This window comes from Phytoactinopolyspora halotolerans, from assembly GCF_010550675.1.
Classification (GTDB): domain Bacteria; phylum Actinomycetota; class Actinomycetes; order Jiangellales; family Jiangellaceae; genus Phytoactinopolyspora; species Phytoactinopolyspora halotolerans.
Map to the genome: position 1 here is coordinate 77,389 of NZ_JAAGOA010000010.1, position 19,402 is coordinate 96,790.

The following is a 19,402-nucleotide window of genomic DNA, read 5'->3' on the forward strand; positions in this document are numbered from 1 at the left end:
GGATATCTTGCAGATCTTGAAATTGCAGGCATCACCGTAGACATCAGCGCAAGGGAGCGACGTGTCGGCTGCACACACCCGCGAGTCCGACCGTCGGACCGCGTCCGAGCCGGGTGCCGGCCGCGCCGAGGCCGTGCTCAGCATCCGCGATCTGGTCGTGGAGTTCACCACGCCCGCCGGCACGGTGCGGGCCGTCGACTCGGTGGGCTACAACGTCGGACGTGCGGAGACGCTCGGCGTCGTCGGAGAGACCGGCTCGGGCAAGAGTGTGACCGTGCTCTCGGCGCTCGGGCTCCTGCGCGCGCCGAACCTTCGCAAGGTCACCGGCCAGGTACTGCTGGATGGGGAGAGCCTGCTCGACCTGCCCGACCGGGAGTTGCGGCGCCGGTTGGGCCGGGACGTCGCCATGATCTTTCAGGATCCGATCTCGGCCTTGAACCCCGTGCAGCGCGTCGGTCACCAGATCGCCGAAGGGATCCGGGTACACGATCCCGGGGTGTCCGCGAAGGCCGCTCGGGCACGCGTCGTCGAGCTGCTCGGAAAGGTGGGAGTGCCGCACCCGGAGGCGCGGTTCGACCAATACCCGCACCAGTTCTCCGGGGGCATGTGCCAGCGCGCCGTCATCGCCATGGCGATCGCCAACCGGCCGAAGGTGCTCATCGCCGACGAGCCGACGACGGCGCTCGACGTCAGCGTCCAGGCACAGATCCTGGAGCTGCTCCGGGTCGCCGCCGACGAGACCGGTGCCGCGACCGTACTCATCACGCATGATCTCGGCGTCGTTGCGGAGACCGCCGACCGGGTGTGCGTCATGTACGCCGGACGCGTGGTCGAGACCGCGGGCGTCGAGCAGATCTTCGCCCAGCCACGGCATCCGTACACCGCGTCGCTGCTGAACTCGCTTCCCCGGCTGGACATGCCCGCGGGTCGGCTCACGCCGATACCCGGCCAGCCGCCGGACCTGGTCGACGCCGCGCCGGGGTGCGCGTTCGCACCACGGTGCCCGATCGGCCGCGACCGCGCGGTCTGTCACGAGCGACGACCCGAGCTCCTCCCAGCTGATCTGGCCGGACCGGACGGTCAGGCCTCGCCTGGATCCGGCCCGGCCTCGTTCAGCGCGTGCCACTTCCCCGCCGAGGCTGCCGGGCTCGTCGGCGCCGGCGACTCGGGCAGCCCGGGGCGGCCAGCGGTCACCGACGGCGCGTCCAGCGCGACCGCCGACGACGCGTCACACGAGACCACCGACGACGCGCCACACGAGGCTACGGAAGACGCGTCCGACCGGCCCGTTCTGCGCATCACCGAGGTGGTGAAGCGGTTCCCGGTGCGGTCCGGGGTCTTCGCCCGTCCGTCCGCCTGGGTGCACGCGGTGGACGGGGTGTCGCTGCGGATCCGCCCCGGCCAGACGCTCGGTCTGGTGGGCGAGTCCGGCTGCGGCAAGTCGACGCTGGCCCGGCTGTTGCTCCGACTGCACGAGGCGAGCAGCGGGGAGATCGTCGTCGACGGCGACGACGTCGGACGGGCCGGTAAGGCCGAGCTGCGCCGGATCCGGCGGCGCGTCCAGATGGTCTTCCAGGACCCGTACGCCTCGTTGAACCCGCGGCTGACCGTCGGGGACAACGTCGCCGAGCCGCTGCGCCTGGACGGCGGCTTCTCCCGAGCCGCGCGTCGGCGGCGGGTGCTGGAGCTGTTCGGCCGGGTAGGGCTGCGCCCGGAACATGCCGACCGGTTTCCGTCCGAATTCTCCGGCGGCCAGCGTCAACGGGTCGCCATCGCGCGCGCCCTGGCGCTGGAGCCGCGCCTGCTGATCCTCGACGAACCGGTGTCGGCGCTCGATGTATCCGTGCAGGCCCAGGTTCTGAACCTGCTCGACGACCTGCAGCGGGAGTCGGGCATGGCCTACCTGTTCGTCAGCCACGACCTGTCCGTGGTCCGGCAGGTCGCCGACGAGGTGGCCGTGATGTACCTCGGCACGGTGGTGGAGTCGGGACCGGTCGAGCGGGTGTATGCCGATCCGCGCCACCCCTATACCCGTGCGCTGCTGGCGTCGGTCCCCGTGCCGGATCCGGCCGGCAGGGACCGGCGGCGTCGCACTCCGCTCGGAGGCGATGTGCCGAGCCCGTCGGACCCACCGTCCGGCTGCCGGTTCCGTACCCGCTGCCCGCTGGCTGAACAGCGCTGCGCGGACGAGGAGCCGCCGCTGCGGCCAACCGCCGGTGGCCGGACCGCCTGCCACTTCGCCGAAGACACTCACCACCTCCGGCAACCGGCGGTGCGGCCATGACAGAGGGCACGACGCAGGCCATGACACGAGACACCGACGCCGCCGCCTCGCCGTCCCGCCGGCGCCGTTTCTCCTGGGCGCGCCGGTTCGCCCGGTCACGCTCCGCCCTGGTCGGCGCCGCCGGGCTCGTCCTGCTGATCATGCTGGCCGTCTTCGCGCCCTGGATCGCGCCGTTCGAGCCGAACGAGCAAGGCGCGCAGCACCTGCTCGGACCGTCTACCTCGCATCTGCTCGGCACCGATGAGCTGGGCCGGGACATCGCGTCCCGGGTCATCCACGGCACCCGGGCCTCGCTGGTGGTCGGATTCGGCGCGGCCGCGGTGGGCGCGCTGCTCGGTGTCCCGCTCGGCCTGGTCGCCGGCTACCTCGGCCGCTGGGCGGACACCATCGCGATGCGCCTGATCGACCTGCTGCTGGCGGTCCCGGGGATCCTGCTGGCTCTGGTGATCATCACCATGCTCGGCCCCGGCCGGCTGAACCTCATCCTGGCCATCGGCATCGGGGCGATACCGGAGTTCGGCCGGCTGACCCGGGCGGCGACGCTGGCGCTGCGCGAGCGCGACTTCGTCGTCGCCTCCCGGGGCATGGGCGCCTCCACGCCGGACACCATGTTCCGCACCGTGTTGCCGAACGTGCTCGGCCCGATCGTCGTCCAGCTGGTCGTCACCGCGTCGCTGGCCGTCGTCGTCGAGGCCGGCCTGAGCCTGCTCGGACTGGGGACGCCGCCACCCGCACCGTCGTGGGGCGCGATGCTGCAAGACGCCCGCTCGTACCTGTACCAGAGCCCGTGGTACGGCGTCTTCCCCGGTCTGTGCCTCGCGCTCACCGTCTTCTGCCTGGACCGGATCGGCCGCGGGCTGCAGCTCGCAGTGGGCACGGCCATGACTGACGGCACCCGAGGGAGGACCGTGTAGATGTACGCCTACCTCGTCCGCCGGATGCTTCAGTTCGGCGTCGTGCTCGTGCTCGGATCGATCGCCGTATGGGCCTTCGTCTACGCGCTTCCGGGCGACCCGGCGACGGTGCTCGCCGGACCGGACGCCTCCGACGCCGAGCTGGCCGCCACCCGCGACCGGCTGGGGCTGGACCGCTCCGTCGTCGAGCAGTACCTCTCCTGGCTCGGCAGCGCGCTCACCGGTGACCTGGGCACGTCGTACTACGCGGCACGGACGGTCACCGAGACCCTGGCCGACCACATCCCGGCGACGGTCCAGCTCGCCGTCGCCGCCATGGGGATCGCACTGCTGATCGCGGTGCCTGTCGGCACCGTGGTGGCGCTGAAGCCGCACTCGATCGCCGCCCGGGCGCTGCAGGGCTACCTGACTGCCGGACTGGCCATCCCGGCCTTCTGGCTCGGGCTGCTGCTGATCATCGCCTTCGCCGTCCAGCTGAATGCACTGCCGGCGGCCAGCGACTACGTACCGTTCTGGGAAGACCCCGGGCAAGCGCTGCGGCACACCATCCTGCCCGCACTCGGCATCGCGGTGCATGCCTCGACGGTGATCGCCCGGTTTCTCTCCACGTCGCTCAGCGAGGTCAGGGGCCGGGATTACATCCGCACCGCGCGGGCCAAGGGCGTACCGGAGCGCGACGTCGTCCGGCACCACGCGATGCGCAACGCCGCGCTGCCGACCATCACCATCGTCGGGATCCAGCTCGGAGCGTTCCTCGGCGGGACCGTCGTCATCGAGGCGGTGTTCAACTACCCGGGCCTCGGACGGCTGCTCTACACGTCGATCGGCGAGCGGGATTACGCCGTCGTCCAAGGCGGCGTGCTGTTCGTCGTCGCCACCTTCCTCTGCCTCAACCTGCTGGTGGACGTGGTCTACGCCTACCTCGATCCGCGCATCCGGCTGGCCTGACCGGGCCTGCGAGACCGCGGCCCGGCACCCAACCCCTCAAGGAGACCGCCATGGCTCACACACCACCGCGCACGTCGCGTCCCTACCGCACGATGAGCCGCCGACGCCTGCTCCAGGCGTTCGGAGCCGCGGGCGCCGGCACACTCGCGGGAGTGCCGCTGCTCACCGCCTGCGGCTCGGATGACGGTTCCGACTCCGGTTCCGGTTCCGACGGCGGTGCGGACGGCGCCGGCGGCCGGATCACCCTCGGCATCGCGAACATCATGCAGTTCGACCCGTACCTGACCAACACCGAGATCCATATCAACACCTTCTACACGTACCTGGTCGACTACGCCGGACCGGACGACTACACGGCGATCCCCACCGGCGCGGAGAGCTGGGAGTTCGACGAGGGCCACACTTCGGTCACCATCGCCCTGCGAGCGGCGACGTACCACTCCGGCGACGCGGTGACCGCCGCCGACGTCGTCGCCGGGGTGGAACGGGCGCAGGACCCGGAGGCGGCGTTCACCCTGGCGCAGCCGTCGGCGTTCATCGACTCGGCCACCGCCGTGGACGAACTCACCGTCCGGCTGGACTTCGTCCGCCCCACTCCGGAAGAACTGGTGATCGACTGGATGTCCGCGTTCCCGCTGGTGCCTGCGGACAAGAACGATCCGCGGACGCTGGAGAACGAACCGGCCGGGTCGGGGCCGTTCCTGCTGGAGTCCTTTCAGCGGGACCGGAGCCTGGTCCTCACGCGCAACCCGGACTTCTTCGACGACGGCAAACCGTACCTGGACGAGGTGGAGTTCCGGTTCTTCCGGGACGAGGAGGCCCTCGTGTCGGCGCTGGAGTCCGGCGACGTCGACGGCGCCACCTACCTGGCGCTGCGCAACGCCGAGCGGCTGCGCGACCGGTTCACCCTGGTGGAGAGTCCGGGCCGGATGGACCTGTTCTTCATGAACGGGTCCAAGCCGCCGTTCGACAACAAGGAGCTGCGGCAGGCCATCGCGCGTGCGATCGACCGGGAACGGATCATCGAGCAGGTCCGGTTCGGCCTGGGTGAACCCGTCTACACGGCATTCATGCCGTCCTCCCCCGCATACGACTCGGCCTACCTGGATTCGCACGGATTCGACCTGGCGGCCGCCGAGCAGATGCTGCAGGCGTCGCGAGGGCCGACGCGAGCGACGGCCGGTGTCGGCAACGAACCGGGGGCGATGGAGATCCTGCAGATCATCCAGGCCGACCTGGAGAAGATCGGCTTCGAGCTGACCATCGAGCCGATGGAGCAGACCACATTCCTTGAGGAACTCTTCGCGAGCAACCTGGAGTGCTGTGTCGCGGCGCAGCCGAACAACATGCAGAGCCCGTCGCTGATCGCGCGGGGCCGGCAGATGCTGCCCAGCACGGACAACGTCATGATGGGCGACAACGTGCCGGATGCCTATGTCGAGGCCGTCGAGGCGACGCAGAGCGCGGTCAGCGAGGACGAGCAAGCCACGGCGTACGCGCGGCTGAACGAGGTGCTCGTCGACGAGGCGTGGGCGGTCGGCATCTCCACCCGGCCGTCGCTCTCCGCGCTCACCGACGGCATCGAAGGTCTCACCGTCGACCCGCGGGACTTCCTGGTCCTCACCGAGACGCTGCGGACGTGACCGGTCCTGGGGACGTGACCGAGGCCCGCCGCGACGACGCCCGTTCGTCTACCCCTTCTCACCAGCAGAAAGGCCCTGCATGAACACCGTGGACTACACCGCCGAACGCCCAGGCGTGGCCCTCCTGACCGCTGTCTTCACCCCGTTCGACGACGACGGGCGCCTCGCCCTGGACCGGGTCGAGGCGCAGGCGAAGGCGCTGGCCGAGTGGGATTGCCCGGCGGTGTTCGTCGCCGGCACCGCGGGCGAAGGAGCGTCGTTGAGCGTGGCGGAGCGCAAGGATCTGGTGGAGCGATGGTGTGAGGTGGCCGGAGGGCAGCTGGACGTCATCGTGCACGTGGGCCATACCAGTCTCGCGGAGGCACGCCGGCTGGCCGCCCACGCGCAAGCGTCCGGCGCACGGGCCATCGCCTCCGTGGCGCCGTACTTCCACCGCCCAGGCGACGTGGAGGCGCTGGTGAGCTTCTGTGCGGACATCGCCGACGCCGCGCCGACGCTGCCGTTCACGTACTACCACATCCCCGGCGCCACCGGTGTGCACCTGCGCGCCAGCGACGTCTTGGTCGCCGCCCGGGACCGCATCCCCACCTTCGCCGGGATCAAGTACGCGCACAGCGATCTCACCGATCTGCAGCGCTGCCTGGAACTGGCGGACAGTCGGCACGAGGTGTTCGTCGGCGCGGCCAAGCTGCTGCTCGCGTCGATCGGGATCGGTGCCCGGGCGGCGATCGGCTCGGTGTACAACTTCGCAGCACCGCTGTATCGGCGCATGCTGGACCACATTGAGAAGGGCGAGCGACGAGAAGCGCAGCGCTGCCAATACCTGGCCCAGCAAGCCATCGACATCGTCGCCGGCTACGGAGGCGAGCTCCCGGGTTTCAAGGCCGCCACCAAACTCACCGGTCTGGACTGTGGGCCATGCCGATCCCCGCTCCGCTCGCCCGACGAGCACGGGCTCGAACTGATGCGTGCCGACCTCGAGCGGGTCGGCTTCCTCGAGCCGCGTGATCGCTGACACGCTCACCCGACGGCGTCGCTGAAAATGTTCCTCAGACATTCCCCGGAAGTTCACGAGGGCCGGTTGTGACGGCCGGTCGCTGGTGTCGCATGATCATCGTCGATCGGTTGTCAACGGAGGGACCATGACGACAGCACCTCGCCGTCCCAATGTGCTGGTGATCCAGGCCGACCAGTTTCGCTGGGACTGCCTGGGCGCCGCCGGCAATCCGGACGTGCAGACACCGAATCTGGATCGGCTCGCCGCTGACGGAGCGCTGTTCACCAACGCGTTCTGTCCGTTGCCGGTGTGCACGCCGTCGCGGTACTCGATGCTGTCCGGGCTCTACGTCCATCAGCACGGCGCGTGGACGAATCACAGCACGCTGCCGCCGGCACTGGACACGTTCCCCAGGTCGCTGCGACGAGCCGGCTATCGCACCGCCGCCGTCGGCAAGATGCATTTCACTCCCACGTATCTCGACGTCGGCTACGACCACATGGCGCTGGCCGAGCAGCACGGTCCCGGCCGTTACCACGACGACTACCACCGCGAGCTGCGCGAGGCCGGGCTCGCACCGGTGCTGGATCTACTCGACCAGGAAGAACACCTGCGTACACAGGCACCGGCGTCGTATTGGGAGACATACGGGTCCGGGCGCTCTGACCTGCCGGAGGAGTGGCATTCGACCACCTGGATCGGCGAGCGCGCGGTGCAGGAGCTGAAAGGCTGGACCGATTCCGGCAGCCACCTGTTGCATGTGTCCTTCGTCAAGCCGCACCACCCGTTCGACCCGCCGGCGGGATGGGATGAGATGTACCACCCGGACGACCTGAGCCCGCTGCCCGGCTGGACCGAGCGGGTACCGGAAGCTGACCGCGGACACCAGCACGGCTACTTCGACTACGGCGGACTGACCGAGCCGGTCCTGCGGCGCGTGATGGCGCATTACTACGCGACCATCAGCCAGCTCGACCACCAGATCGGCCGTCTCCTCGACCAGCTTCAGGCCTCCGGTCTCTACGACGACACGCTGATCGTCTTCACCTCGGACCATGGCGAGTATCTCGGGTTTCACCACCTGTTGTTGAAATGGGGGCCGATGTACGATCCGGTGGCGAAGGTGCCGCTGATCGTGAAGTTCCCGGTCGGCAGCACCGGGACGTCCCGCCGCGCGGAGGTCGACGACGCGCTGATCTCGCTGGTCGACATCGCCCCGACGGTGCTGTCCGCGTGCGGCGTCGCACCAGCCCAGCCGCTGCCCGGACTCGACCTGGCCGAGCCGAGGGTGGTGCGGCGCTGCGTCTTCGCGGAGAACCGGACCGGTGACGGAATCGTGTTCATGGCGCGCAGCGCCACGCACAAGCTGCTGCTGCACTCCGGCGTCAGCGGTGCTCTCACCGACGCCGCGTCCGCCGGCACGCCAGCCGGTGTGCATGGGCTTTCACCGGCCACTACCTCCGCCGCTGCGCGGGGCTCCCGGGACGCCCTGTACGCGTTGATGACCGACCCGTTCGAGCTGCACAATCGGATCGACGACCACGCCCATGCCGATCAAGCCGAGCACCTGCGCTCCGAGCTGGCGAACTGGATGCTCTTCGAGACGCCGACCCCGACGTACCTGGACGAGAACGCCCCACAGATCGACGCCGAGAACGTGCCACCCGAAGATCAGACAGCGCTGGCCGACCACCGCACCTATTTCGAGTCGAAGGCCACCGGCCAGTCCTCATAGACTCCCGCGGCACGACCGATCCGTGAAGACCGCCAGAATTTCCTTCCCATCCAGGCAACCGTCCGCCGTACCTAGGCGTCTTTAGCGGTAAGCGCACCCTACGGGGGTGCGGTAGCGCCTTGGGGGCAGCATGGACGCCGCTTTCAGCCGCAGCTCATCGGGATCTGGTAACGGTACCCGGGTATCGCGTAGGGCAGCACTGCTGGGCGGGCTCGGTGGTGTGGTCCTCGGTGCGACGCCGTTGACGGGCGCCGCGGGCGGCACATCCGCGGGCGACCCGAGCCGCCAACCGCCGGACACGGCCAATGCCTGGATGGCGGCCGTCTACGACGTCGTCTGGCCGGAGGACCTCACGCCGACCAACGCAGCGCGGGTCTACAACTACATCGCCATCGCCATGTACGAGGCCGTCGTGCCGGGCACCCAGCACCTGCGCTCACTCGGTGGCCAATTGTCCGGGCTCGGCCGGCTGCCCAAGCCGCCGTCGGGCCGGCTGGACTGGCCGGCTGTGCTCACCGGCAGCGTGTCGACGGTCGCGGACCATCTCTTCACGGACGCGTCCGAGACATCGAAGGAGCTCTTGGCCCGCACGTTCGCGAGCCAGGTGGGTGCGCGCAAGGCCGCCGGAACGCCCAAGGGCGTACTCACGAACTCGTTGGATCACGGACGACGCATCGGCCGCGCCCTGACCGAGTGGATCGCCGACGACGGGTACGACGGCATCGCCGGGCGCACCTACACACCGCCCGAGGGCCCCGACAAGTGGCAGCCGACACCGCCGAACTACCGCTCCGCCGTCGAACCGTACTGGTCGCAGATCCGCCCGATGATCCTCCGCGACGCCGCCGAGATCGTGCCGGATCCGCACCTGCCGTTCTCCGCGGACGAGGGCTCAGACTTCTGGGAACAGGCGATGACGGTCTACCGCACCGCCCAGGAGCTCACCGACGAGCAGCGGGCCATCGCCCGTTTCTGGACCGACAACCCCCTGCTCTCCGGCCTGCCATCCGGCCACTGGATGCTGATCGCCTCGCAGGTCTCCGATCGCGACGGCTTGTCGCTCACGGACACCGTGGAGGCCTACGCCCGGCTCGGAGTGGCCCTGCACGACGCGTTCCTCAACTGTTGGACCTGGAAGTACCGCCTCAACCTGCTCCGGCCGGTGACGTACGTGCGTCGCTACATCGACCCGGAGTGGAACACCTTCGTCAACTCGCCACAGTTCCCTGAGTACACCTCGGGCCACTCGGTCGCATCGCGCGCCGCAGCAACGGTCCTGACCGACCTGCTTGGCAGCCGCGCATTCGTCGACGACAGCCACGCGCCCAGGGGCATGCCGGCGCGAAGTTTCACGTCGTTCATGGAGGCGGCCGACGAGGCGGCTCAGTCCCGGCTCTACGGCAACATCCACTATCCGATGGGCATCGAGGCCGGCAAGGTCCAGGGCGACCGGATCGGCGCCCTCGTCATCGAGCGGCTGCGCACTCGTCGCTGACGATTTCCTCTTCCGGTGCAGCGATCCCGCGGCACCGCACCCGTCCCGGCGACCGGTCTATGGGGCCGGCGCCTGTTTCTCAAGGAGGACTGGCATGGTTGGTATGGCTGGAAGGCGGTGGGCCGCGGTTGCGGGTCTGACCATCGCACCCCTGATCGCGGTCTCGGTGGCAGCCCCGGCGCAGGCGGGTGAGTCGTGGACCTACCGGGCGTCGGGCGCGAACGCCTCCACGCAGTGGATCGAGATGGGCACGTTGCCGGGCGGCGTTCCGGGCAACGCACACGTGGGCTACCTGGAGGTGTATACGTCGTCGTACGTGGACGTCTACGGCGACGTCGCGGACTGGACGTGCCCCGAGGGCGAGCTGCCCCCGGACGGCGGCGGCCCGCACGCGGAGGACGAAGAGCCCGAGACGAACTGCGAGTTCGAGGGTTTCCGATCCATATCCGGTGGCGACGTCGAGTTCACGATGGATCGCAAGCTCGACACGGCTCGGCTCACCGGGACGTTGATCGTCGAGAACCACGAGACAGGCGAGGGTGCCGCCCCACCTGTCGATATCACGTGGACCGGCGTCGGCGACACCGCCAAGTCCACCGAGACGTCCAGGTACACCGAGGGCGGAGTCCGGTACCAGTCGCGATACACGTCGATGTCCCGCAACGCGCAGGTCGACGGGTTCATCGGCGCGATGGGCTTCACCGACGACCCCGACGACCAGTCGACGGCCTATATGAGCCGGTACACCGTCCACGACCGTTCGGTGAGCCGGTAGCCCCGACCCCGATCCCCCGACGTCAGCACGCCCGCCACTAAATGAATGTCATGAAGCCGGGGGCCTCCCCCCGGTAGCACGCTAGAGGTATGTAGCGCGTGCGTTCCGAAAGGAGGCCTGGTTTCAATGTTGCACGTAGGGCTGGATCTGTCGCGTAGCAAGGTGGATGTCCATGTGATGGATGCCGCTGGGGATGAGTTGTGGTCGACAGCGGTGTCCCCGGATGCGCAGTCGTTGAGGTCGCTGGCGGCTCGGGTGGCGCGTTATGACGAGCCGGATGAGCCGGTGTGCGCGGTGATCGAGTCGATGAACGGGACTCGGCAGGTGCGTGATGATTTGACCGCGTCGGGATGGGTGGTGGAGATCGCCGACGCGGCGAAGGTGAAAGGGATGGCTCCGCTGGCGTGTAAGACCGACGAGATCGATGCGTGGGTGTTGGCGGAGCTGTCACGACGGGATCTGGTGCCGGCGATCTGGTTACCGCCGATGCCGGTGCGCCAGGCGCGGGAGCTGGCCCGGTTCAGGCTGCATCTGGTCAAGCATCGCACCATGGTGAAGAACCGGGTGCACTCGGCGTTGATCGCGTTCGGACACCGGTGTCCGGTGTCGGATCTGTTCGGGGTTGAGGGCCGGCGGTTGCTGCAGCAGCTGGCGTTGCCCGAGCCGTGGGCGGACACGACCGCGACGGCGTTGGCGTTGCATGACCGGTTGGACGAGGAGATTCTCGGTCTGGAGCGGCAGCTGCGGCGGGCAGGGGCTGAACATGCCTATGTGCCCCGGTTGATGACCGCGCCGGGCATCGGGCCGGTGCTCGGCTACACCATCGCCGCAGAGATCGGCGACATCACCCGGTTTCCCACCCCGAGGAAGTTCGTCGGCTACACCGGGCTGTGCCCGAAGGTGTATCAGTCCGGGAACCTCGACCGGCGTGGCCCGTTGACCAAGAACGGACCGAGATATCTGCGGTGGGCGTTGATCGAGGCTGCCGTGCACGCCGCCGCGCACCCGCTGTACAAGCCCCGCTACCAGCACACCAAGAAACGACTCGGGAAACACCGCGGTCCCAAGATCGCCCGGATCGTCGTCGCCCGCGAGCTGGCGACCGCGATCTGGCACATGCTCACCAAGAACGAAGACTTCGCTCCGGCAGGCGCCACACATGATCTGGCCGCATGACGGCCCGTAATGAATTGCGCTACCGGAGCGACCCCACCGACCCGATCCTGAAACGGCAATAGAGAGATGAAGCCCCTTCGACCAGGACGCCGAAGACCCCGCCCGCCCCGGGTTGGTCCGGGATGGGCGGCCGGACGCAAGTCTCCGCCCCCGCCCACTCCACCGTCAAGGGCCTCACGGTCGCTACGCGACGGCCTCCCGGCCGCCCTTGACCGCGGAGCCTGTGCGGGGGCCTACCGGCCAGCACCATCCCGGGCAGGCACAAGCCTGCCCGGAAACCACACCGCCCGGCCACCCATCCCGGACCAACCCCCTACCAACACGCCGAACACACGCATTCAACAACCCGCCAAACCCTTGACACCGGCCCCCGGCTTCATAGAGATCATGTGAAGTAGGTTTCTTCGCGCGCCAACAGGTCTGCAGGCATGGTAGTGCACGAGAACACCTACTTCACATGATCATTTGGGAGGTCAGCGGTAGAGGCGTTCCAAGGGGAGGTGGGCGACGGCGGGGCCTTGCGGAGCGTCATTGTCGGCGACGAGCGTCGCCACCTCGTCGGCGGTCAGCGCCTGGTCGAAGAGCCAGACCTCATCGACCGAGCCGATCAGCGGATTGTTGATCCCGTCCACCCGCGCACCGATGCGCAGGCCGGTGCGCGCTTCCGCCGAGACCGACCCCGGCACCGGACCTGAGCTGTCGGCCAATTCGCCATCCAGGTAGAAAGCGAGCCCGTCATCGTCCCGCGTGATCGCTACGTGATGCCACTCGCCGTCGGCGAGATCGCCGGTCGCGACGAGGAACCGATCGTCCTGGTCGGTGTCGATCAGCGTCCTGATCCGGTCCTGTCCTGGCTCCAGGCGGATCCACCACTTGGGCTCCGAGCCGGTCGAGTGCGCCCACATGATGGCCTGTGAGCCCCGATACTCGGTGCGGAACCACGCGGCCGCGGTGAACGTACCAGCACCGAAAGCGAGTTCGTCGTTCAACGGCAGCTCGATGTAGTCACCTTCCAGCGCCAAGCCGGAACCGGTCACACCATCGATCCGTTCCGGGTCACCGCTGAGATGACCGTCGTTCCCGTGTCCGGACACGTCCGGGGTTGTCAGCTGCGGCCGGCCCGGGCGGCCGAGCTGCCGTTCTGGGACGCGGGCGAAGCTGATCCGGTGGTGGTAGGGCAGTGCCGACTCGTCGTGGAAGCGCTCGCCGTTCTCGAACAGCACACCGACGACGCGGTTTCCGGGTTGGCCACCCAGATCGGCTAGGTCCGAGTAGCCCGAGGGCCCGTCGTATACCTGCAGGCTCGGACGCCAGGTGTCGCCGCCGTCGAAGCTCGACCAGAGTGTCAGGTTCTCCCGTGCCGTCGCATGCCCGGGCGTGGCCAGCAGAATCCTGTCCTGCACGCCGCCGCCGGCCGCCAACCGGAGCAGAGATCCTTGCACTTTGCTCGTGACGACTCCGGTTACGGGGTCATAGGGCCCGGCGAACGACGCACCGCCGTCCGCGCTCGTGGTGTCAAGCCGCTGACCAGGGCTGGTACCTTGATCGCGCGCGCTGAAGTAGATCGTGCCATCGGCTCGTTCGACGGCGGCGGATTCGTTCGGTACGAGAACGCCGTCGCCGGGCCGGTCGACCGCGCCGAGATGCCATGTAGCGCCGCCGTCATCGCTGTACAGGGCGTGCCCACCTGCATCAGTGCCGTCGGAACACTCCCGCCCGGAGTCCGGCGGCGGGGCGGCTCCGTGGTTGCCGGGGATCACCAGCCGTCCCGCGTGCTCGCCCTCGGCCAGCTGGATGCCATGACCGGGTCCGCCGACGAAGTGCCGCCAATCGTCCGGACGCACGTCGGCGGTGATCTCCTCCGGCTCGGACCATGTCGTGCCGTGGTCGTCGCTGTACTGGATGAACGAGCGCCGGGTCTGCTCGGCGTCGGCACGGCCGCAGCGGACGTCGGCACCGGTCACGTCGCCACCGGTACGGGTCGTGTTGAGGATGATCCGGCCGGTGGCCTCGTCGACGATAGGCACCGGGTTGCCCCACTTGTTCGGCCCGTCGTCCGCCACCACCTGCAGCGGTCCCCAGCTGCGCCCACCGTCGGCGGAGCGTTTCAGGACCAGGTCGATGTCGCCGTCGTCGCTCGGGTTGTCGACCCGACCCTCAGCGAACGCCAGAAGCGTACCGTCGGCCGCCTCGACGACCGCCGGGATGCGGAACGTGTGGTACCCGTCCGCGCCCCGTTCGAAGACGGTGCTGTGGGTTCCCGGGCTGCCGGCGACGGCCTGGTCGGCGGCGACGGACGGCCCTGCGCCCGGAGCGGCTTCACTGGGCCCGACTCCAGCCGCACCGGCGGCAAGTCCGCTGGATGTGACGGCCGTGACCAGCATGAATAGGGGTAGCATCCGTCGTCGCACCATGTCCGCTCCTGCCAGATATCCTACAGATTTTCTGGAACGTAAACGCCAGCGATGCGGCTGTCAAGGGATGGCGCTACGTGATCGCTGCCACATCCTGAGGCCGACCGGCTCCGGGCCGCGCAGGACGGATGCGCTGCTCGTTCCGTGCCGTGTTGTGGGAGCTGCGGTCAGACAGGCAAACTCTTGAACTCGGCCACCTGCGCGGTGATGGCGCGCTCCGTGGGTAGCCGCTCGACCGAGGACGCGCCGAAGAAACCCACGATGCCGCTGGTGCGCTCGAGGACATAGCGGGCGTCGTCCGGCTCAGCAATCGGGCCACCGTGGCAGAGCACCAGCACATCCGGATTGACCGCCACCGCCGCGTCGCGCATCGCCTGAACCCGTTCGACCGCGTCATCGAGCGTCAGCGCGGTGCTCGCCCCGATGCTCCCCTTGGTGGTGAGCCCGACGTGCGGAACCAGAACATCGGCCCCGGCCGCCGTCATCGCTTCCGCCTGCTGGGGGTCGAACACGTATGGCGCGGTGACCAGGTCCCGCTCCGCCGCCAGGCGGACCATCTCGACCTCCAGGTCGTATCCCATCCCGGTCTCCTCCAGGTTCTGCCGGAAGACGCCGTCGTACAGGCCCACCGTCGGGAAGTTCTGCACGCCGGAGAATCCCATGCCCGCCAGCTGGTCCAGGTAGACCGGCATCAACCGGAACGGGTCGGTGCCGCACACACCAGCCAGGACCGGGGTGTCACGCACCACCGGCAACACCTCGGCGGCCATGTCCACCACAACCTGGTTCGCGTCGCCGTATGGGAGCAGACCAGCCAGCGAACCGCGGCCGGCCATCCGGTAGCGCCCGCTGTTGTAGATGATGATCAGGTCGACGCCGCCGGCCTCCGCGCACTTGGCGGAGAGCCCGGTTCCGGCGCCCGCTCCGACGACCGCCCGGCCCGATGCGACGGTTTCTCTCAGACGCCCGAGGATCTCGCCACGGTTCATGCCTTCATCCCTTCGATCATGGCGTGCAGCCGGTCCGCCATCGTCTCGGCGAACGACGCGTCGTTGATGTGAGCGTCCAGCTCGACGAGTTCCACGGCGGACCCGTCGAGACCGGCGCGCATCGCGTCGAAACAGCGCCGGTCCGCTTCCTCATCGGCGAACGGTTGGCCCGCAGCGTCCAACGCCGATACGCCGCGTAACGGCAGGAACAGCGCCGCCGGACCAGCGCTCCCCCGCAGTTTCGCCCCGACCCGCCGGCCGAGCTCCTCCATCTCCTCCGGGGTGGTGCGCATCAGCGTGACCGTCGGGTTGTGTACGTACAGGTTCCGGCCGGCAAACGGGGCCGGGACCGTGTCCTTCGGGCCGAAGTTCACCATGTCCAGCGCACCGGGCGCGACCACCTGCGGTACACCGTTCCGGCTCGCCGCCGTCAACCGGTTCGGCCCGGCCGACAACACCCCGCCCACCAGCTCGTCGGCGAGCTCCGTGGTGGTGAGGTCGAGCACACCCGCCAGCATGCCGCTGTCCGCCAGGCTTTCCAGTGCGCGGCCACCGGCCCCGGTGGCATGGAAGACCAGCACCTCGTAGCCGAGCGCCTCCAGCCGGGACCGCGCAGCCTCGACCGCGGGTGTGGTCACGCCGAACATCGACGCCGCGATCAACGGCCGGTCACCCTGCACGCTTTCCGGCCTGTCGGCGTAGGCGTGCGCCATGCCGGCCACGGCCGCGGCGGCGTTGCCGAGGATCTGCCGGGACAGCCGATTGATCCCGGCGATGTCCACCACGCTGTAGCTGATCGCGACGTCCTTCGCGCCGACATACGGCGACACGTCGCCGGACGCCATCGTCGACACGATCAGTTTGGGGACGCCGATCGGCAGGTCACGGATGGCCCGCGCCGCGATGGAGGATCCTCCGCTGCCGCCCAGCGCGAGCACACCGTCGATCCTGCCCTCGGCGTAAAGCCCATCAAGGACGTTCGCCGCGCCCTCACCCATGGCGGTGACCGCAGCACCCCGGTCGCGTTCCGATCGCAGCACGTTCAGGTCCGCCCCGCCGGCCCCGGCCACCTCGGTGTTGCCGATCTCAGGCGATCCGGCGACCGGCTCGCCGACGCCGGCGTCCACCACGATGACTTCACATCTCAACTCCAGGAGACGTTCGCGCAGCCAGGCGTACTCGTGCCCTTTCGTGTCCAGTGTGCCGACCAGCACAACGGTGGGCATGGTTCAGCTCCCCTTCCCGCGTTGACATCCCTGTCGCATTCGATGCTGATGACAGGGCTCACCGTACATGTCACCGTAATTGATCTCAGCGCCTCGGCACGGAGAGATTCGCCCACGCAGCATGGCCCACCCGTCCGCGCCACCCACAGAAGTTCGCCCCTGCCACCGGTTCGGACTCGACGACCGCTGCCGGGCACGGCCACCGGCGCTCGCGATCTCGTCGAAGAGGGGTCCGTCCGCGGCGGGAGCATCGCGCCGGCCGGCGTCGTCGTGACGGCTCGTCAGCCCAGCACGCCGAGGACGGCGACCCCGGCCGCGTAGATAGCGAGGATGGAGTAGCCCTCGAAGCCGATGCCGGTGGGTTCCCTGCGGACCAATCCTGCGGCCGCCGTCCCCACCAGGAGAATCGTCCAGCCCACCAGGAACATGTCCGACGCCCCCATGGCGGCATAGATGCCGCCGTCCCGGTAGGCGACGTCCGACGCGGCCACGAACAGCAGGTCGAAGGCGTTGCCGCCCACGATGCCGCCGACGGCCAGGCTCAGGGCTCCAGCCCGTACCGCGGCGACGGTGGTGACCAACTCGGGCATGGAGGTCACGATGCTGGTGATGAACGCCCCGATGAAGGTGCTGGACAATCCGCTCGCCTCGGCGAGAGAGACGCCGGCCCGCGCCACCGCGAAGCCGGCGGCACTGACCAGCACCGCGAACAGCGCGAACGACAGCCACATGGTGGTCAGCGAGCCACGCGCCGCAGTCGAATCCGGCGTCTCGACGCGCGTCTGCGGCGTCCTGGTCGCCCGCCACATCGGCTCCTGGCTGACTCGCCTGGACAGCCAGAGTCCGTACCCGTACACCAGCGGCAGGAACAACGAAGCCGGGTGCACGTCCCACACCGACGTGGTGGAGGTGGCCATTCCGATCACCACGATGCCCAGCATCACGGTCATCAGCAGCGCGCTGAACACGTTGGTGATCGACGCGGCCGCATGCTCCAGGTTGGCGCCGCGGTGCAGCAGATCGGCCACCACCAGAAACGCGGTCTGGGCTCCGACGCCGCCGATGGAGTTGCTGACCGCCAGCTGCGCGTCACCGCCCGAGGCCGCGGTCACACTGGCCACCAGCCCGGCCAACGAGGTTGCCGCGGCCAGCAACACGGCACCTGCCAGCGCCTCGCCGATGCCGGTACGGTCGGCCAGCCGATCGACCACGGTCGCCAACCGGCGCCCGAAGACGATGACGGCCAGCGCCGCCACGGCGAGCACGGCCACCGCGACCGGCATCGGCATGAGCCATCCCATACCGGCGTCATGTACCCCGCAACGGGAAGAGCTCGCCGGTACGGCTGCGCCGCGGAGCCGCTACGCCACGGAGCCGGCTACGACAGGTGTGCCGCCATGGCGCGCATCGCCCGGCCCCGGTGACTCAAGGCGTCCTTCTCCTCCGCCGACATCTCCGCCGTGGTCCGGTCATGTCCCTCGGGCACGAAAATCGGGTCGTAGCCGAAACCGCCGCTGCCCCGTGGCTCGCGGATCAGGTGCCCGTCGACTCGACCCTCCTCGACGACCTCGGCCGGACCGGCCACCGCTTCCGGCGTGGCGGGCGTGACAAGACCGGGGGTAGTGCCGGCGGGGACCACCAGCGCCGCCACGCACACGAACGCCGCGCCGCGCCGATAGTCGGGCACATCCCGCAGCTGGGCCAGCAGCAGCTCCAGATTCGCCACATCGTCGCCGTGCCGGCCGGACCAGCGTGCGGAGAACACACCCGGCATGCCGTTCAGCGCATCGGTGCTGATCCCCGAGTCCTCGGCCAGCGCCGGAAGGCCGGTTGCGGCCGCGACCTCACGCGCTTTGAGCAGAGCGTTCTCGGTAAACGTCAGGCCCGTCTCGACGACGTCCGGCACGCCGGAGAATTCCGCGACGCTGACCAGGTCCACGACGGCACCGGCCTCCTTCAGAATGCGCCGGATCTCGCCTACCTTGTGCTGATTCCGGCTGGCCAGCACCACACGCGGGACAGACGTCACGAGGCCTCCAACGCCGCTCGCTGTGCCGCGGTGAGCTCGGCGCAGCCCGCCTCGGCCAAGGTCAGCAGCTTGTCCAGCTCGGCCCGGTCGAACGGTGCGCCTTCCGCCGTACCCTGCACCTCGATGAATGTGCCGCCGCCGGTCATGACCACGTTCATGTCGCTTCCGGCGCGCACGTCCTCCTCGTACTTCAGGTCCAGCATCGGTTCGCCGTCGACGACGCCCACCGACACGGCCGCCACCGAGTCGGTCAACACCGGCTCGCGCACCAGCAGCCCGCGTTCCCGCATCCAGGTGACCGCGTCGTGCAGCGCCACGTAGGCGCCGGTGATGGATGCCGTCCGGGTACCGCCGTCGGCTTGCAGCACGTCACAGTCGACCATCAAGGTGTTCTCACCGAGCATGGCCGTGTCGACGATGCCGCGCAGGGATCGGCCGACCAGTCGGGAGATCTCGTGTGTGCGTCCGCCGAGGCGCCCCTTGACGGACTCACGGTCGGACCGGGTGTTGGTGGATCGCGGCAGCATGGCGTACTCGGCCGTCACCCAACCCTGGCCAGAACCCTTACGCCAGCGGGGCACGCCTTCGGTCACCGACACCGCACACAGAACGCGCGTCTTGCCGAACTCGACCAGGACGGATCCCTCGGCCTGCTCCAGCCAACCGCGCGTGATCCGCACCGGACGAAGCTCATCGGCGCTACGGCCGTCTATTCGAGTCATACAGGTGAGGCTATCTGCCGCCCACGACAATCCCACACGCCCGTCCGACCAGCCG

General features: G+C 69.0%; 15 protein-coding genes. 9 read left to right on the plus strand and 6 right to left on the minus strand.

Going from position 1 to position 19,402, the window contains the following annotated elements; genetic code table 11:
• Nucleotides 1-61: 61 nt before the first annotated feature.
• The 9 genes from G1H10_RS15435 (at nt 62) to G1H10_RS15475 (ending at nt 11,967) form a co-directional block, all read left to right on the plus strand.
• A complete protein-coding gene (locus tag G1H10_RS15435) occupies nt 62-2,284 on the plus strand; it encodes an ABC transporter ATP-binding protein (protein ID WP_163739345.1) in 2,223 nt (740 codons plus the stop codon).
• Nucleotides 2,281-3,198 (plus strand): ABC transporter permease, encoded by a 918-nt coding sequence (locus G1H10_RS15440; RefSeq protein ID WP_216853295.1) that lies wholly within the window; start codon nt 2,281-2,283, stop codon nt 3,196-3,198. The genes G1H10_RS15435 and G1H10_RS15440 overlap by 4 nt, the downstream gene beginning before the upstream one ends.
• Nucleotides 3,199-4,146, plus strand: a complete 948-nt coding sequence (locus tag G1H10_RS15445) for an ABC transporter permease (RefSeq protein ID WP_163739347.1) — start codon at nt 3,199-3,201, stop codon at nt 4,144-4,146.
• 50 nt (nt 4,147-4,196) lie between these two features.
• Nucleotides 4,197-5,789 (plus strand): ABC transporter substrate-binding protein, encoded by a 1,593-nt coding sequence (locus G1H10_RS15450; protein WP_163739348.1) that lies wholly within the window; start codon nt 4,197-4,199, stop codon nt 5,787-5,789.
• Nucleotides 5,790-5,868: 79 nt separating this feature from the next.
• Complete coding sequence (locus G1H10_RS15455) at nt 5,869-6,804, plus strand: dihydrodipicolinate synthase family protein (protein WP_163739350.1); 936 nt, start codon at nt 5,869-5,871, stop codon at nt 6,802-6,804.
• Nucleotides 6,805-6,931: 127 nt separating this feature from the next.
• The gene (locus tag G1H10_RS15460; protein WP_163739352.1) at nt 6,932-8,521 is read left to right on the plus strand and encodes a sulfatase-like hydrolase/transferase; all 1,590 of its coding nucleotides are present in this window, start codon (nt 6,932-6,934) and stop codon (nt 8,519-8,521) included.
• Between the two features lie 130 nt (nt 8,522-8,651).
• Nucleotides 8,652-10,016 (plus strand): vanadium-dependent haloperoxidase, encoded by a 1,365-nt coding sequence (locus tag G1H10_RS15465; protein WP_163739354.1) that lies wholly within the window; start codon nt 8,652-8,654, stop codon nt 10,014-10,016.
• Between the two features lie 94 nt (nt 10,017-10,110).
• Nucleotides 10,111-10,791, plus strand: a complete 681-nt coding sequence (locus G1H10_RS15470) for a hypothetical protein (protein WP_163739356.1) — start codon at nt 10,111-10,113, stop codon at nt 10,789-10,791.
• A gap of 126 nt (nt 10,792-10,917) precedes the next feature.
• Nucleotides 10,918-11,967: an IS110 family RNA-guided transposase gene (locus G1H10_RS15475; RefSeq protein ID WP_163739358.1), complete on the plus strand. Its 1,050-nt coding sequence runs from the start codon at nt 10,918-10,920 to the stop codon at nt 11,965-11,967.
• 473 nt (nt 11,968-12,440) lie between these two features.
• Here the strand turns inward: G1H10_RS15475 and G1H10_RS15480 are convergent, their stop codons facing one another.
• The 6 genes from G1H10_RS15480 to rph form a co-directional block, all read right to left on the minus strand.
• Entirely contained in the window at nt 12,441-14,381 is a 1,941-nt protein-coding gene (locus G1H10_RS15480) for a sialidase family protein (protein WP_216853296.1), read from the minus strand.
• 167 nt (nt 14,382-14,548) lie between these two features.
• Entirely contained in the window at nt 14,549-15,370 is an 822-nt protein-coding gene (locus G1H10_RS15485) for a phosphoenolpyruvate hydrolase family protein (protein ID WP_163739359.1), read from the minus strand.
• Entirely contained in the window at nt 15,367-16,596 is a 1,230-nt protein-coding gene (locus G1H10_RS15490; RefSeq protein WP_163739361.1) for a Tm-1-like ATP-binding domain-containing protein, read from the minus strand. The genes G1H10_RS15485 and G1H10_RS15490 overlap by 4 nt, the downstream gene beginning before the upstream one ends.
• Before the next feature lie 281 nt (nt 16,597-16,877).
• Nucleotides 16,878-17,885: a sodium:calcium antiporter gene (locus tag G1H10_RS15495; protein ID WP_216853297.1), complete on the minus strand. Its 1,008-nt coding sequence runs from the start codon at nt 17,883-17,885 to the stop codon at nt 16,878-16,880.
• 89 nt (nt 17,886-17,974) lie between these two features.
• Nucleotides 17,975-18,625, minus strand: coding sequence for an RdgB/HAM1 family non-canonical purine NTP pyrophosphatase (gene rdgB, locus G1H10_RS15500; protein ID WP_163739365.1), 651 nt, complete (start codon nt 18,623-18,625; stop codon nt 17,975-17,977).
• Nucleotides 18,622-19,347, minus strand: a complete 726-nt coding sequence (gene rph / locus G1H10_RS15505) for a ribonuclease PH (RefSeq protein WP_163739367.1) — start codon at nt 19,345-19,347, stop codon at nt 18,622-18,624. Before rph ends, rdgB begins: the two co-directional genes overlap by 4 nt.
• Nucleotides 19,348-19,402: the final 55 nt, after the last annotated feature.